This is a genomic window from Massilia sp. Soil_C_3 (assembly GCF_057657035.1).
Map to the genome: position 1 here is coordinate 21,600 of NZ_JBDGJG010000006.1, position 14,997 is coordinate 36,596.

The following is a 14,997-nucleotide window of genomic DNA, read 5'->3' on the forward strand; positions in this document are numbered from 1 at the left end:
TGGCCTCCTACTTCGGCGCGGTGGCGGCATCGAGCCGCTTGAACAACTCCCGGTGCAGATCTCGCGTATGCTTCTCCATATGCGTGCGCGCATGCCCGATTTCCTTCAGCTCGCGCTGCGCCACTGCCTCCTTGCCGTTGGCGAGCGCCCACAGCGCCAGCTCGACGTGCGCCTCGATGCTGCCGAAGCGTTCGACGACAGCCTCGAACTCAGCGCCTGCGTCGTCTTGCCGGCCGACGGCGGCATAGGCGCGGCCCAGTTCCAGTCCGACTTCGTCGGCGCGAAATTTCGGATGCTTCGACTGCAGCGGCGCCAGCAGCGCAATCGCCGCTGCCGGCTGTCCATGCGCGGCATTGGCGCGCGCGGCGCCCAGGATGACCTCAGGGTCGCCGGCGAACGGCCCATTCAGGCAGGCGTCGAAGTGCCGCACCGCTTCCTCGGATTCGCCGGCTGCGAGCAGGGCGGCGGCCAGGCGCATCTGGTTGTGGGCGGTCGGCGTCAGGTCGAACGCGCACCTGGCCTCGCGCACGTCGCGGCCCGGGTCGAGGCTCTTCTGGAGCGCGCGCCCGGCCATGCGGCCACGTCGCTCGAGACGCGAGGCTGGCAGGTATTCCACGACGAAGTAGGCGAGGCTGCCGAGTAAGGGGAAGGAGAACAGGATCAGCAGCCAGTACATCTGGCGGCGGTTGCGCAGGGCGTGGATCGCGAAGAAGAGGGCGATCAGGAAATGCAGTCCGAGTCCGATGAAGGGCATGGGCGGTTCCGTGTCTGGTGATGAACGAAGGACGCGACATGCCGGGCCGGATATCGCGCTGCAGCAAAGATATCCGTAATCGGGGGGGGACTTTCTAACCGATTGTCACAGTCGCTATTCGACCATAGGCGCATCCACGATATGCCGCACATCGAGCGCGCGAATGCGCGGCTCGACGTAATAGCCGCCCGCTTCCACATAGCTGAGGCAGTAGCGCATGCATACAGTGCATTGCTGGACCGCGCAGCGGTTGTAGGGAAAATAGTGGATGGCGATCGGCGCATCCGGCGACCAGTAATTGGTCCCGTGCGGATGGTATTCGGCGAAGGTCGGTTCGGCATAGGGATCGCCGGCCAGCGTGCCGGCCGGGCGCATCTGCGCCTGCGGGAACGATACCGGCGTACGCGTCCACCCGGGGTAACTCGCGATCTCGCATGCGCAGCTGTTCTTCACCTGGGCCGAGGTCAGGGCGAGGGCACGCAGTTCATCGATATTCAATGCCTGTTCCGTATTCATCGTTCGTCTTTCTATCAGACCTTCAGGAATTCCTCGCGCCCGCCCAGCCAGCGCGCCAGGTGCGCATCGACCACCGCGATCTTCTCGGGCTTTTCGCCATCGAGCAGATACTGCGCCACGTCGCGCGCGCGGTCGACCAGCCAGCCATCGAGCTCCAGGTCGGCGAAGCGCAGCATCGCCTGGCCCGACTGGCGCGCGCCCAAAAACTCTCCCGGCCCGCGGATCTCCAGGTCACGTCGCGCGATCTCGAAGCCATCGGTGGTCTCGCGCATCGTCATCAAACGCTGCTTGGCCACCTGACCTAGCGGCGATTGGTACAGCAGCAGGCACACCGAGGCCGCCGATCCGCGCCCGACGCGCCCGCGCAGCTGGTGCAGCTGCGACAGGCCGAAGCGCTCGGCATGCTCGATCACCATCAGCGAGGCGTTCGGCACGTCGACCCCGACCTCGATCACGGTGGTCGCCACCAGCACGTGCACCTGGCCGGCCGTGAAGGCGTCCATCACTTCCTGTTTTTCGGCCGGCTTCATGCGGCCATGCACCAGCCCCACCTGCAGCTCGGGCAGCGATTCTGCCAGGGTCTCGTAGGTCTCGGTCGCGGTCTGCAATTGCAGGGCCTCGGATTCCTCGATCAGCGGGCAGACCCAGTACGCTTGCCGGCCTTCGAGCGCCGCCGCGTACACGCGCTCGATCACTTCGTCGCGCCGCATCTGGTCGATCGCGCGCGTGACGATCGGACTGCGGCCCGGCGGCAGCTCGTCGATCACCGATACCTCGAGGTCGGCGTAATACGTCATCGCCAGGGTGCGCGGGATCGGCGTTGCCGACATCATGAGTTGGTGCGGCACCAGGCCGTCGCTGCCCTTGTTGCGCAGGGTAAGGCGCTGGCCGACGCCGAAGCGGTGCTGCTCGTCGACGATCACCAGGCCCAGTTTCGCGAACTGCACCGTGTCCTGGATCAGCGCATGGGTGCCGATCACCAGATTCGCCTCGCCCGACTCGATCAACTCGTTCGACGCGGCCTTCTCTTTTTTCTTGAGGCTGCCGGTGAGCCAGGCGACCTTCACGCCGAGCGGCTCCATCCAGGCCGCGATCTTCCTGAAGTGCTGTTCGGCCAGGATCTCGGTCGGCGCCATCAGCGCCGCCTGGTAGCCGCTGTCGATCGCCTGCGCCGCGGCCAGCGCCGAAACCACGGTCTTGCCGCTGCCGACGTCGCCCTGCAGCAGGCGCTGCATCGGATAGCCTTCGCGCAGGTCGGCACGGATCTCTTCGACCACGCGCTGCTGGGCGCCGGTGAGCGCAAACGGCAATCCTTTCAGGAATGCGTCGGACAGCGCACCCACCGCGCGCAAATGCGGCGCGCCTTTTTCGCGCCGCGCACGCTGCGCGCGTTTGAGCGACAGCTGCTGCGCCAGCAGCTCGTCGAACTTCATGCGCTCCCAGGCCGGATGCGATTTTTCGCCCAGCGCGTGTTCGTCGACGTCGGCCGGCGGATAGTGCAGCAGTTTCACGGCCGGCTCGAAGTCGATCAAGCCCATCTTGGCACGGATGCCTGCGGGGACGGTATCGCTCCAGTCGATCCGCTTCATCGCATCGGCGATCGCGCGCCGCAGCACCGTCTGCGACAGGCCTTCGCCGGACGGATACACGGGCGTGAGCGAGGAAGGCAGCGGCGCGCCTTCGTTGACGACCTTGTATTGCGGATGCACCATCTCGGCCCCGAAGAAGCCGTGTTTCAGTTCGCCGCGAGCACGGATGCGCACGCCTTCGGCCATCTGCTTGACCTGGCTGCCGTAGAAATTCATGAAGCGCAGCAGCAAATCGCCCGATTCGTCGGCGATCGTCACCAGGAGCTGGCGCCGCGGCTTGAACGAGATTTCGTTCTTGGTCACCACGCCCTCGACCTGCGAAACGTGGCCGCCGCGCAGGCAGGCCTCGCGAATCGACACGATCTGGGTCTCGTCCTCGTAGCGCATCGGCAGGTGCAATACCAGGTCCATGTCGCTGCGCAGTCCGAGGCGGGCGAGCTTGCTTTCGAGGGTTTTGGGAGGATTTGTGGTCTTGGAGGCGGGCATATCGCGGCAAAATGGCGCTCGCTGGCGTAAAATAGAAGGTTCGCCATCAGCGCTGGAGCCTGTATTGTAAAGCTGGCAGCGCTTATTTTCCCAGAATTGAGAATAATGTACTCGCTTTCCGATTTCGACTTCGAGCTGCCACCCGAGCGCATCGCGCAGCTGCCGCTGCCCGACCGCAGCGCCTCGCGCCTGTTGCAGCTCGACGGTGACCAGATCACCGACCGCCACTTCGCCGACATCGTCGACCAGCTCCAGCCGGGCGACCTGCTGGTGATGAACAATACCCGCGTGCTCAAGGCGCGCTTCTTCGGCGTCAAGGAAACCGGCGGCCAGGTCGAGGTGCTGGTCGAGCGCGTGCTCGACGACCGCACCGTGCTGGCCCAGGTGCGCGCCTCCAAGTCGCCCAAGCCCGGCAACCGCATCCGCCTGGCCGACGCCTTCGACGTCACCACCGGCGAACGCGCCGGCGAATTCTTCACCTTGCACTTCGAAGGTGACGTGTTCGAGCTGATCGAAGCCCACGGCCGCCTGCCGCTGCCGCCCTATATCGAGCACACCGCCGACGAATTCGACGAGCAGCGCTACCAGACCGTGTACTCGAAAGAGCCGGGCGCCGTGGCCGCGCCGACGGCCGGCCTTCACTTCGACCAGCCCCTGCTCGACAAGTTGGCGCAAAAAGGCGTCAAGTTCGCCTACGTCACCCTGCACGTGGGCGCCGGCACCTTCCAGCCGGTGCGGGTCGAGGATTTGAGCGAGCACAAGATGCACACCGAGTGGTACACCATTGCGCAAGAGACGGTGGACGCGGTGCGCGCCGCGAAGGCGGCGGGCCGCGACGTGGTTGCCGTCGGCACCACCAGTTTGCGCGCGCTGGAATCGGCCTCGCAAAGCGGCGCGCTGGTCGCCGGCAGCGCCGACACCGCGCTGTTCATCACGCCCGGCTACACCTTCAAGACGGTCTCGCGCCTGGTCACCAACTTCCACCTGCCCAAGTCGACGCTGCTGATGCTGGTGTCGGCCTTCGCCGGCTATGCCCCGATCCGCAAGGCCTATGCCCACGCGATCGCCAATGAATACCGCTTCTTCAGCTATGGCGACGCCATGCTGCTGACGACTACTTCACGTTAAAGACACACGATGCTCGAATTTACCCTGCTTAAAAAAGACACCAGCGGCCTGTCGCACGCCCGCCGCGGCCGCCTGAAACTGAACCACGGCACTATCGAAACCCCGATCTTCATGCCGGTCGGCACCTATGGTTCGGTCAAGGCGATGGACCCGGTCGAACTCAAGGAAGTCGGCTCGCAAATCATCCTCGGCAACACCTTCCACCTGTGGCTGCGTCCCGGCGTGGACGTGATGAACAAGTTCGGCGGCCTGCACCAGTTCATGGGCTGGGACAAACCGATCCTGACCGACTCCGGCGGCTTCCAGGTGTTTTCGCTGGGCGCCATGCGCAAGATCACGGAAGAGGGCGTCAAGTTCGCCTCGCCGATCGACGGCTCGAAACTATTCCTGTCGCCCGAGATCTCGATGCAGATCCAGCGCGCGCTGAACTCGGACATCGTGATGCAGTTCGACGAATGCACGCCCTACGAGATCGACGGCCGCCCGGCCACCTTTGATGAAGCCGCCAAGTCGATGCGCATGTCGCTGCGCTGGGCCCAGCGCTCGATGAACGAGTTCACCGGCGGCGAAAACCCGAATGCGCTGTTCGGCATCGTCCAGGGCGGCATGTATGAGCACCTGCGCGACGAGTCGCTGGCCGGCCTCGAGGATATTAATTTCCCGGGCCTGGCGATCGGCGGCCTGTCGGTGGGCGAGCCGAAGGAAGACATGAAGCGCATCCTGGCCCACGTCGGCCCGCGCCTGCCCGAGAACAAGCCGCACTACCTGATGGGCGTCGGCACGCCGGAAGACCTGGTCGACGGCGTGGCCAATGGCGTCGATATGTTCGACTGCGTGATGCCGACCCGGAATGCACGCAATGGCTGGCTGTTCACCCGCTTCGGCGACGTCAAGATCAAGAACGCGCGTTACAAGGACGACCAGGCGCCGCTGGACGAGAGCTGCGATTGCTATTGCTGCAAGAATTTCTCGCGCGCCTACCTGCATCACCTGCACCGCTCGAACGAGATCCTGGGCGCCCGCCTGAACACCATCCACAACCTGCATTACTACCTCAAGCTGATGCAGGAAATGCGCGACGCCATCGACGCCGACCGTTTCAACGCGTTCCGCATCGAGTTCAATGCGGGCCGTGCACGAGGCGTGTAAGCGCTTGCTTACTCGCTGAGCGGGGCAGAATCGTATTGACGCTGCTGCCCCGTGCTAAATTTCTAGTTGGCTCTTGCAATACTGAAAAGCAAGATTACCTATTGCCAGATTTGGTTTTCGGTGTCTAGCCGATGCTAGAATACACCGCTTATTTTTTTAACTTCACAATCGGAGTTCTTGTGTTCATTTCCAACGCTTACGCGCAAACCGCCGCCGCTGACCCAGGCATCATGGGCAGCCTGACGACCTTCCTGCCGCTGATCCTGATGTTCGTGGTCATGTATTTCCTGATGATCCGTCCTCAGCAGAAACGCCAGCGCGAGCTGAAAGCGATGATGGAAGCACTGACCAAGGGCGATGAAGTCGTGACCGCTGGCGGCATCGTGGGCCGCGTCTCGAAAGTGACCGACGCCTACGTGTCCCTGGAAATCGCGACCGGCACCGAAATCACCGTGCAGAAGAACGCAGTGACCACCCTGCTGCCGAAGGGCACCCTGAAAGCCCTGTAAGTGCAAGCCTGTGCGGCTCCACCCGGGCCGCACTGCCCAACCTGAACGCCGGAACACTATGAATCGCTATCCCGTCTGGAAATACCTACTGATCGTCTTCGCGCTGTTGCTCGGCGCGTTGTACACGGCGCCTAACTACTTCGGCGAAACGCCGGCGTTGCAGGTGACATCGGGCCGTTCGACCCTGAACATCACCAGCGCCTCGGTTGGCCTGGTCGAGGATGCGCTCAAGCGTGTCGGCGTTCCCTCCACTGGCATCACCCTCGAAGGCACGGGCCACAGCACGTCAGTGCGCGCTCGCTTTGCCGGTACCGAAGAGCAGTTCAAGGCCAAGTTGGCCCTCGAAAAAGAGCTCAACCGCGACCCGGCCAATCCCGATTACATCGTCACCGTCAACCTGGTCAAGAATACGCCTGCCTGGATGGAAAAGATCGGCGCCGGTCCGATGAGCCTGGGCCTCGACTTGCGTGGCGGCGTGCACTTCCTGCTGCAGGTCGACACCAAGGCCGTGATCGACAATAAAGTCAAGGCGCTTCAGTCGAGCGTGCGCAGCAATCTGCGCGACAAGAACGTGCGCCACGCCGGCATCGAACGCGTGGGCAACAACATCGAAGTGCGCTTCCGCGACGCCGCCACCCGCACCGCTGCCCGCGGCGTGCTGAGCGCGCAGTCGAACGAGATCAACTTCGCCGACGCCGCCGACGGCGCCGACCAGAAACTGGTCGTCAGCCTGAAGCCGGACGCAATCAAGCGTTCCATCGAAGACGGTGTCAAGCAGAACATCGTGACCCTGTCCAAGCGTATCAATGAACTGGGCACCACCGAGCCGATCATCCAGCAGCAGGGCGCCGACCGCATCGTGGTCCAGTTGCCGGGCGTGCAGGACGTGGCGCGCGCCAAGGACATCATTGGCCGTACTGCGACTCTCGAACTGCGCATGGTCGATTCGACCGTGACCCCGGGCACCGAGCTGTCGGCCGCCATCCCAATCAATTCCGAACTGTTTACCGAAGGCCGCGGCGCCCCGGTCGTGTTGTCACGCGACATCATCCTGACCGGTGAGTACATCTCGAGCGCCACCGCCAGCTTCGATTCGAACCAGCAGCCGGCTGTCTCTCTTGACCTGAACGGCGACGGCGGCCGCCGCATCCGCCAGGCTACCCGCGATAACGTGGGCAAGCGCATGGCGATCCTGCTCAAGGAGAAGGGCGTGTACAACGTCCTGTCGGCCCCGACCATCCAGAGCGAGCTGGGTTCGTCGTTCCAGATCACCAATATGGGCACCTCGCAGGACGCCAACGAACTGGCCCTGCTGCTGCGTTCGGGCGCGCTGTCGGCGCCGATGGAATTCGTCGAGGAACGCGTGATCGGCCCGCAACTGGGCCAGGAAAACATCGATCGCGGCCTGCACTCCACCGTGTGGGGCTTCGTGGCGATCGCGGTCTTCATGATCGTCTACTACCACCTGTTCGGCGTGTTCTCGGCGCTGGCGCTGGCGGCCAACGTGCTGTTCCTGCTGGCCCTGCTGTCGATTCTGGGTATTACGCTTACCCTGCCGGGCATTGCCGCAATCGCGCTGGCGCTGGGCGTCGCGATCGACTCCAACGTGCTGGTCAACGAGCGCATCCGGGAAGAGCTGCGCGCCGGCGCGCCGCCGCAGGCGGCCATCGCGGCCGGTTCCAAGCACGCCTGGGACACCATCGTCGACTCCAACGTGACCACCCTGATCGTCGGCCTGGCGCTGCTGATCTTCGGTTCCGGTCCGGTGCGCGGCTTCGCCGTGGTGCACTGCCTGGGCATCCTGACCTCGATGTTCTCGGCCGTTGTCGTGGCCCGCGGTTTCGCCAACCTGTGGTACGGCCGCAAGAAGAAGCTGACCAAGATTTCGATCGGCACGGTCTGGCAGCCGGGCATGTCGCCCACCAAGAAGTAAGGACTCGAGACTGACATGGAATTTTTCAAGATCAAACGGGACATCCCGTTCATGCGCCACGCCCTGATCCTCAATGCGATCTCGGTGCTGACCTTCGTGCTCGCGGTGTTCTTCCTGTTCAGCAAAGGGCTGAACTTCTCGGTGGAGTTCACCGGCGGCACCGTGATGGAGCTGCGCTATCCGCATGCGGCCAACCAGGAAAAGATCCGCGACACGTTACGCGGCATGGGCTATTCGCATCCTGAAGTGGCCAGCTTCGGCACTGCCCAGGACATCATGCTGCGCCTGCCAATCCTGGAAGGCGCGGAAGCGGCCGGCACCTCGGCCCGCGTCTTCAATGCCATCTGCGCCGCCGACGGCGGTGCGCCGAAGCAGAGCCAGGTCACGACCGACAAGGGCGAGGTGATCAACCACACCAGCTGCGCCAAGGCGTCCGGCGAGGAACTGATCAGCCTGCAGCGGGTCGAATTCGTCGGCCCGTCGGTCGGCGACGAGCTGGCCCAGAACGGCCTGAACGCGCTGATCATGGTCATCGTCGGCATCATGATCTACCTGGCCATCCGCTTCGAATGGAAATTCGCCGTCGCCGCCGTGGTCGCCAACCTGCACGACGTGGTCATCATCCTGGGCTTCTTCGCCTTCTTCCAGTGGGAATTCTCGCTGACGGTGCTGGCGGCAACGCTGGCGGTGCTGGGCTACTCGGTCAACGAGTCGGTCGTCATCTTCGACCGGATCCGCGAGATGTTCCGCAAGCAGCGCAAGATGTCGACGTCGGAAGTCATCGACCACGCGATCACCAGCACCATCTCGCGTACCATCATCACTCACGGCTCGACCCTGATGATGGTGATGTCGATGCTGTTCTTCGGCGGCTACGCGCTGCACTACTTCGCGATCGCGCTGGCCATCGGCATCCTGTTCGGCGTGTACTCGTCGGTGTTCGTGGCGGCGGCGGTGGCCATGTGGCTGGGCGTCAAGCGCGAAGACCTGATTAAGCCGATCAAGGAGAAGGACGAGACCGACGGCGCGGTGGTCTAAGCTATCCGCCTCGCATGAACAATGCCGCCCCGGCTTGCCGCGGCGGCATTTTGTTTGATGTGACGCTGTTGCGCGACGAATTTCACAGTGTTGTGTGTGGCAGCGCACGGAGTCGCCACCATGGCCCGCCTATAGTGAACCTGTCTCTTTCAGGACATCCCTAGTTTTGGACTTCACCCGCTTCCGCAACGAAGCGGGTTTTTTTTGTCCGGCCATCCCGCGACCGCTCTTTACAGGCCCAGCTGCAGTCCGCCGTCGCCATCAGCCTGCGCCGCCGGGACCGCACAGCAGACCAGCACCTCGTCGTCCGCCACGCTCGCGCCCGGCTCCTTGATATAGGTCACCGCTCCCTTGAGCAGCTTGGTTCGGCAGGTTCCGCACGTGCCTTCGCGGCAGCTGAATTCCGGTTCCAGCCCGCGCGCCTCGGCCAGCTCGAGCAGGGTGCCGCTGCCGGGCGTCCAGCGCGCTTCCTTGAGCGAATCCATGAACATGACCGGCACGGTTGTCGTCGCCGGCGGCAGCCGCGCGGGGGCCGCCACGGCGGCGCAGTCGGGCGTGCGCGCCAGCGAGGCCGGCCCGAAGGCTTCGGCATGGATCCGGCTGTCGGCGATGCCGTAGCCGCGCAGCCCGTCATAGATCGCCTGGCTGAAGGCCGGCGGGCCGCACAGGTAGAATTCGTAGTCGCCAAAGGAGAGATATTGGCCGAGCAGCGCCATGTCGATGCGTCCGGCGGCCTCGTAGTCCTGGCCCTCGCCGGCCTCGCCAGGCTCGCTCAGCACGCGCACCAGCTTGACGGAGCCCTTCGCGGCGGCGACCAGTTCGGCCAGCTCGCCGTCGAAGGCGCGCTCGGCCTGCGAGCGGGCGGCATAGAACAGGGTCGTGGGGCGAACCTTTTGTTTGCGCAATCCTTCGTAGACGATATGGCGCAGCATCGCCAGCATCGGCGTGATGCCGACGCCGCCGGCCAGCAGCACCACCGGCCGGCTGGTCGCCATGTCCAGCGTGAAGTCGCCGGCCGGCGCGCGGGTCTCGAGCACGTCGCCTTCGCGCAGCTGCTCATGCAGGTAGCGCGACACCAGGCTCTCGCGCTTGACGCTGATCCGGTAGCCGCCATCGGAAGGCGCATGCGACAGGGTATAGGTACGGATGAGCGGCTTGTCGGCGCCGGGCAAGGTGACCCGGATCGGCAGGTGCTGCCCCGGCAGGTGAGGCAGCAGCCCGGCGCCGTCGTCCGGCTCCAGGTAGAAGGAGCGGATCGCCGTGCTTTCCTCGACAATGCGCGCCACCTTCAGGCTGCGCCAGCGGTTGGCGAAGTCAAGCGCGCGCAGGCGCTCGCCAGCCTGCTGCCAGTCGCCGGTCATCAGCGAGTTGGCCGACCAGCCGCCGTCCTGGAAGGTCCAGCGCAAGGCCAGGCCGGCGCGCCGGCGCACGATGCGGCGCGCCTTGAACGTCCATAGCCGCTCGGCGCCCTGGAAGGCGGCGATCTCGGGCGAGTCGAACACGACTTCGGCATCGCCGCTCATCTGCAGCATATCGCCACTGGCGAAATCGACGAACAGCAGCCCGGCCTTGCCGTTGACGACGATATTGCCCAGCGTATTGAAGAACAGGTTGCCGTCGAAATCGGGAATCGTGAGCGTGCCGTCGTCGGCGATGCGCACGAAGCCGGCCTTGCCGCCGCGGTGCGAGACGTCGACCTGGCGCCGTTCCGTACGATCGCTCCGGTCGGCATAGGAGGCGACGAAGAAGGCGTCGGCCCTTGCGATCAGCGCGCGCGCTTCCGGGTCGAGCGCGGCCAGGTGTTCGGCCTGGCCGGTGAACGGGGCGCCTGGCTCGCGCTCGAAAGCGAACTCGCGCAGCTGGATGTAGCGCGGACAGTTGCCGAAGCTCTGGTCGACGTCGATATGCAATCCAGCATCCGTGTGCGCTAGGCGTCCGTTCATGCGGTTGCGGCGCCGGGTGTGCATCTCCATGCCCAACAGCCCCACCGGCGCGCCATCGCGCATGCCTTCAGCGGCCGGATCGGCGGGGTGCACACGGGTGGCGAGGTCGAGCGAGGTGCGCGTTGCCGAGGACATGAAGCCAGGCCGGCCTTCAAGAAAAGTTGCCCATGCATCGCCGCTGGCATCCACGCTGCCCAGCACGATGAAGGGCAGCTGGGCATAGAAGTCGCGGTGCTGGTCGGGCATGAAATCCCGCACCACGCGCCGGCCGACGATGTCCATGCGCTCGACCACCCCCAATTTCGCCTGGATGAATTTTTCGCCTTCGTGCCAGGTGGACAGCTTTTCCAGTTGTTCGGCCATGTCGTCTCCTCTCAATGCGTGGGCCGTCGTTACGCTGCCGCAGCCAGGCCGACCGGCGTCTGGACAAACGGCACGAAGCCGGGCAAGGCCTCGATACGGCGCAGGAAGGCCTGCACGGCGGGATAGGCGGACAGGTCGACATTGCCTTCGGGCGCGCGGGCGAGGTAGCTGTACAGCGCGACGTCGGCGATGGTGGGGTGGTCGGCGGCCAGCCAGTCGCCGCCGGCCAGGTGGCTTTCGAGCCGGGCGAGCAGGGCGTGGGCGCGGGCGATGACTTCGTCGGCATGGTATTTGGCGCCGAACACGGTGATCAGGCGCGCCGCCGCCGGACCGTAGGCGACGTCGCCGGCAGCCACCGACAGCCAGCGCTGGACGGCCGCGGCGCCGGCCGCGTCCACGGGGAGCCAGTCGTGACGGCCAGCCTTGGTGGCGAGATAGACCAGGATGGCGTTCGAATCGGCGATGACCGTACCATCGTCTTCCAGCACCGGCACCTGGCCAAACGGGTTCAGCGCGAGAAAGGCGGGCTTCTTGTGGGCGCCGGCCTTGAGATCGACTTCGACCAGTTCGTGCGGCACGCCAAGGAGCGATGCGAACAATACGACGCGGTGGGAATGGCCGGACAGCGGGTGGTGATGGATTTTCATGTTGTTGATCCCTGGTTGGTTGATGGAGCGCGTCGATCGCGAGCCATGGGAGCAGTGTGGGATCAAATGAATGTGATGGGAATGACTCTGTTGGCACATGATTATTTCGCATATCGAAATAATCGTCGATGGCGGACATGTTAAAAAATCATGTCAAAGTGTGAATCAGCGCACCGAGCGTCTGCCTTGCCAACAGTAAGATGAACTCGTCTCTTTCAGGACATCCCTAGTTTTGGACTTCAACCCGCCCCGGCAACGGAGCGGGTTTTTTTTATCTACAGCTGCCACGGGTGCTCGATCTTGCCATCGAGCGCAGCATCGAGATAGGTCGCGGCGCTGATCAGGGCCAGGTGCGTAAAGGCTTGCGGGAAGTTCCCGAGCAGCTCGGCCTTATTGGTGAATTCTTCTGCATACAGGTGGACGTGGTTGCCGTAGGCGAGCAGCTTTTCCATATTGTTGCGGGCCTGGTCGATGCGGCCGGCGCGCGCCAGGCATTCGACGTACCAGAAGGAGCAGGCCGCGAACGCGCCTTCCTGGCCCTCGAGGCCATCGTCGCGGTCGTAGCGCAGCACCAGCGCATCGTCGCCGAGCTGCTCGCCGATCGCGTCCAGCGTGGCCAGCCATTGCGGGTCGGTCGAGCCGACGAAGCGCACCAGCGGCATCATCAGGAGCGCGCCGTCCAGGTCGCGCGAACCCTTGCTGCGCACGAAGTGGCCGAGCTCTTCGTTCCAGAACGTGTCCCAGATATACCGGGAGATTTCGTTGCGCGTCGCGATCCAGCGCTGGAACGGCGCCCGCAGCGAACGCTTGCTGGCCAGGCGCACCGCGCGGTCGACCGCCACCCAGCACATGAGCTGCGAATGCAGGTGTTCACGCGGCTCCTCGCGGCCCTCCCAGATGCCGATGTCGGGCCGCTGCCAGTTGTCGCAGACATAGTTGACCACCTCGCACACGCCCACCCAGTCGGCATGCGAGATCGCCTCGCCATACTTGTTGCTCAGGTAGATGGCGTCGAGCAGGGCGCCGAAAATGTCGAGCTGGAGCTGGGTCGCGGCGGCATTGCCGATGCGTACTGGCCTGGAACCGGCATACCCGGCCAGGTGGTCGAGTTCGATTTCCTCGCCAATCTGGCTGCCGTCGAGCGCATACATGATGCGCAGGTGGCTGTCGGTCGAGTCATGCTTCGGCCGCTCGGCCGCCCAGCGGGTAAATGCCTTGGCCTCGTCGGTGTAGCCGAGCCGCATCAGCGCATACACGGTGAACGAGGCATCGCGGATCCAGGTCGCGCGGTAGTCCCAGTTGCGCGAACCGCCCAATACCTCGGGCAGGCCGAAGGTCGCGGCCGCGACCATCGAGCCGTGGCGGCACGAGGTCATCAGCTTGAGCACCAGCGCCGAACGGTTGACCGCCTCGCGCCAGCGGCCCTTGTAGGTCGAGCGCCTGGTCCAGTCCTGCCAGCGCCGCACGACTTCGGCCAGCAGGGCGTCGCGCGCGCCGGCGTCGAGGCTCGAGTCGCCATCCTCGTCGAGCACGAAATCCATCACGTCGCCATCGTGCAGCACGATGGAGGCGCATGCGCCGCCGTCGGTCGCCACGAATTCCACCGGCGCCGACAGGCGCAGGCGCGGGATGGTGTGGTCGGCGGGGGCCGCGAACAGCGCGTGGTCTTGCCCCACCGTCACTTGGGGCCGCTGGCGCGCATAGTCGAAGCGCGGCTGGCAGTCGACCCGGATGCGGGCCTCGCCGCTGCTGACCCGCACCCTGCGTACCAGGCGCGCCGGGCCGTGGCCGAGTTCCTCGGGGCCGACCATGAAGTCGATGATCTCGACGTTGGCCGTTTCGCCCATCCACTGCGTCAGCAGCACATTGGTGTCGGGCACATAGGTCTGCACCACGCGCATGTCCCCGTCCTCGGGCGCGATGGTGAAGTGGCCGCCCTGTTCGGGGTCGAGCAGGGCGGCGAAGATGCTGGGGCTGTCGAAGTCGGGCCAGCACAAGAAGTCGATGGCGCCATCGAGCGCCACCAGGGCGATCGTGGCCATATTGCCGATGGCGCCGTGCTCGCCAATCGGGCGGGGCGGGCGGGTTACGTTTGGTTCAGCCATTGTCTTCAAATCCTGGGTAGAGCGACATGCCGCCGTCGACATAGACCGTGGTGCCGGTCATGTAGTCGGCCAGGTCGGACGCCATGAACAGCGCCAGGTTGGCCACGTCGTCGGCGTCGCCGATGCGTCCATACGGAATCAGCTCGAGCAGCTTCTTGCCTGCCTCGCCTTCGGTGGCGTCTTCGTTGATCGGGGTGCGGATGGCGCCGGGGGCGATGCCGTTGACGCGGATGCGTTCTTGCGCGACTTCCTGGGCAAGCGAGCGCATGAACATGCCGATGCCGCCCTTGGACGCGGCATAGTTGACGTGGCCGGCCCAGGGGATCGTTTCGTGGACCGAGCTCATGCACAGGATGACGCCGTTGGCGCGCATGCGGCCGCGGTTGCCCTGTTGGCGAAAGCACTTCACTGCGGCGCGGGCGCACAGGAACTGGCCGGTCAGGTTGACGTCGAGCACGGCTTTCCAGTCCTCCAGCGACATCTCGGCGATGCCGGCATCCTTTTGCATGCCGGCATTGGCGACCAGGATGTCGAGGCCGCCGAAGACCTTGTCGATTTGCGCGAACAGGCGCTCGACGTCGGCTTCGCTGGACACGTCGCACTGGACCGCGAGCGCGTGGCCGCCGGCCTGCTCGATCGCTGCCACGACCTCGTCCGCCTTCTCTTTGCTGCTGTTGTAGTTGACCACCACCTTGGCGCCGGCCGCGGCGAAGGCGATGCTGATGGCGCGGCCGATGCCGGAGTCGCCGCCGGTGACGAGCGCCACCTGGTCGTTCAGGCTGATTTTCATGGGAATGTCCTCCAGAGCGTGATTGCACCGGACGCGCTCTGCTGTCG

At 64.8% G+C, this 14,997-nt stretch carries 12 protein-coding genes; 5 read left to right on the forward strand and 7 right to left on the reverse strand.

The window, feature by feature from the left end:
* Window positions 1-7: 7 nt before the first annotated feature.
* The 3 genes from AC3A6F_RS13040 to recG form a co-directional block, all read right to left on the reverse strand.
* Complete coding sequence (locus AC3A6F_RS13040; RefSeq protein WP_487681341.1) at window positions 8-754, reverse strand: hypothetical protein; 747 nt, start codon at window positions 752-754, stop codon at window positions 8-10.
* Window positions 755-868: 114 nt separating this feature from the next.
* A complete protein-coding gene (locus tag AC3A6F_RS13045; protein ID WP_487681343.1) occupies window positions 869-1,270 on the reverse strand; it encodes a hypothetical protein in 402 nt (133 codons plus the stop codon).
* Window positions 1,271-1,284: 14 nt separating this feature from the next.
* Window positions 1,285-3,345 (reverse strand): ATP-dependent DNA helicase RecG, encoded by a 2,061-nt coding sequence (recG, locus tag AC3A6F_RS13050; protein WP_487681345.1) that lies wholly within the window; start codon window positions 3,343-3,345, stop codon window positions 1,285-1,287.
* A gap of 105 nt (window positions 3,346-3,450) precedes the next feature.
* Between recG and queA the strand changes: the two genes are divergently transcribed.
* The 5 genes from queA to secF all read left to right on the forward strand — a co-directional run bounded on the left by queA (window position 3,451) and on the right by secF (window position 9,102).
* On the forward strand, window positions 3,451-4,473 hold the full coding sequence (gene queA, locus AC3A6F_RS13055) for a tRNA preQ1(34) S-adenosylmethionine ribosyltransferase-isomerase QueA (RefSeq protein ID WP_487681347.1): 1,023 nt from the start codon (window positions 3,451-3,453) through the stop codon (window positions 4,471-4,473).
* A gap of 9 nt (window positions 4,474-4,482) precedes the next feature.
* On the forward strand, window positions 4,483-5,622 hold the full coding sequence (gene tgt, locus AC3A6F_RS13060; protein ID WP_487681349.1) for a tRNA guanosine(34) transglycosylase Tgt: 1,140 nt from the start codon (window positions 4,483-4,485) through the stop codon (window positions 5,620-5,622).
* A gap of 179 nt (window positions 5,623-5,801) precedes the next feature.
* On the forward strand, window positions 5,802-6,131 hold the full coding sequence (yajC, locus tag AC3A6F_RS13065) for a preprotein translocase subunit YajC (RefSeq protein ID WP_487681351.1): 330 nt from the start codon (window positions 5,802-5,804) through the stop codon (window positions 6,129-6,131).
* Window positions 6,132-6,189: 58 nt separating this feature from the next.
* Entirely contained in the window at window positions 6,190-8,064 is a 1,875-nt protein-coding gene (gene secD / locus AC3A6F_RS13070) for a protein translocase subunit SecD (protein WP_487681353.1), read from the forward strand.
* Window positions 8,065-8,079: 15 nt separating this feature from the next.
* Window positions 8,080-9,102 (forward strand): protein translocase subunit SecF, encoded by a 1,023-nt coding sequence (gene secF / locus AC3A6F_RS13075; RefSeq protein WP_487681355.1) that lies wholly within the window; start codon window positions 8,080-8,082, stop codon window positions 9,100-9,102.
* Between the two features lie 230 nt (window positions 9,103-9,332).
* On the opposite strand, the gene AC3A6F_RS13080 is transcribed toward secF, so the two are convergent.
* The 4 genes from AC3A6F_RS13080 to fabG form a co-directional block, all read right to left on the reverse strand.
* Window positions 9,333-11,408, reverse strand: coding sequence for a 2Fe-2S iron-sulfur cluster-binding protein (locus tag AC3A6F_RS13080; RefSeq protein ID WP_487681357.1), 2,076 nt, complete (start codon window positions 11,406-11,408; stop codon window positions 9,333-9,335).
* Window positions 11,409-11,437: 29 nt separating this feature from the next.
* Window positions 11,438-12,055: a glutathione S-transferase family protein gene (locus AC3A6F_RS13085; protein ID WP_487681359.1), complete on the reverse strand. Its 618-nt coding sequence runs from the start codon at window positions 12,053-12,055 to the stop codon at window positions 11,438-11,440.
* 275 nt (window positions 12,056-12,330) lie between these two features.
* A complete protein-coding gene (locus tag AC3A6F_RS13090) occupies window positions 12,331-14,160 on the reverse strand; it encodes a glycoside hydrolase family 15 protein (protein WP_487681361.1) in 1,830 nt (609 codons plus the stop codon).
* Window positions 14,153-14,950, reverse strand: a complete 798-nt coding sequence (gene fabG, locus AC3A6F_RS13095; protein ID WP_487681363.1) for a 3-oxoacyl-ACP reductase FabG — start codon at window positions 14,948-14,950, stop codon at window positions 14,153-14,155. Before fabG ends, AC3A6F_RS13090 begins: the two co-directional genes overlap by 8 nt.
* Window positions 14,951-14,997: the final 47 nt, after the last annotated feature.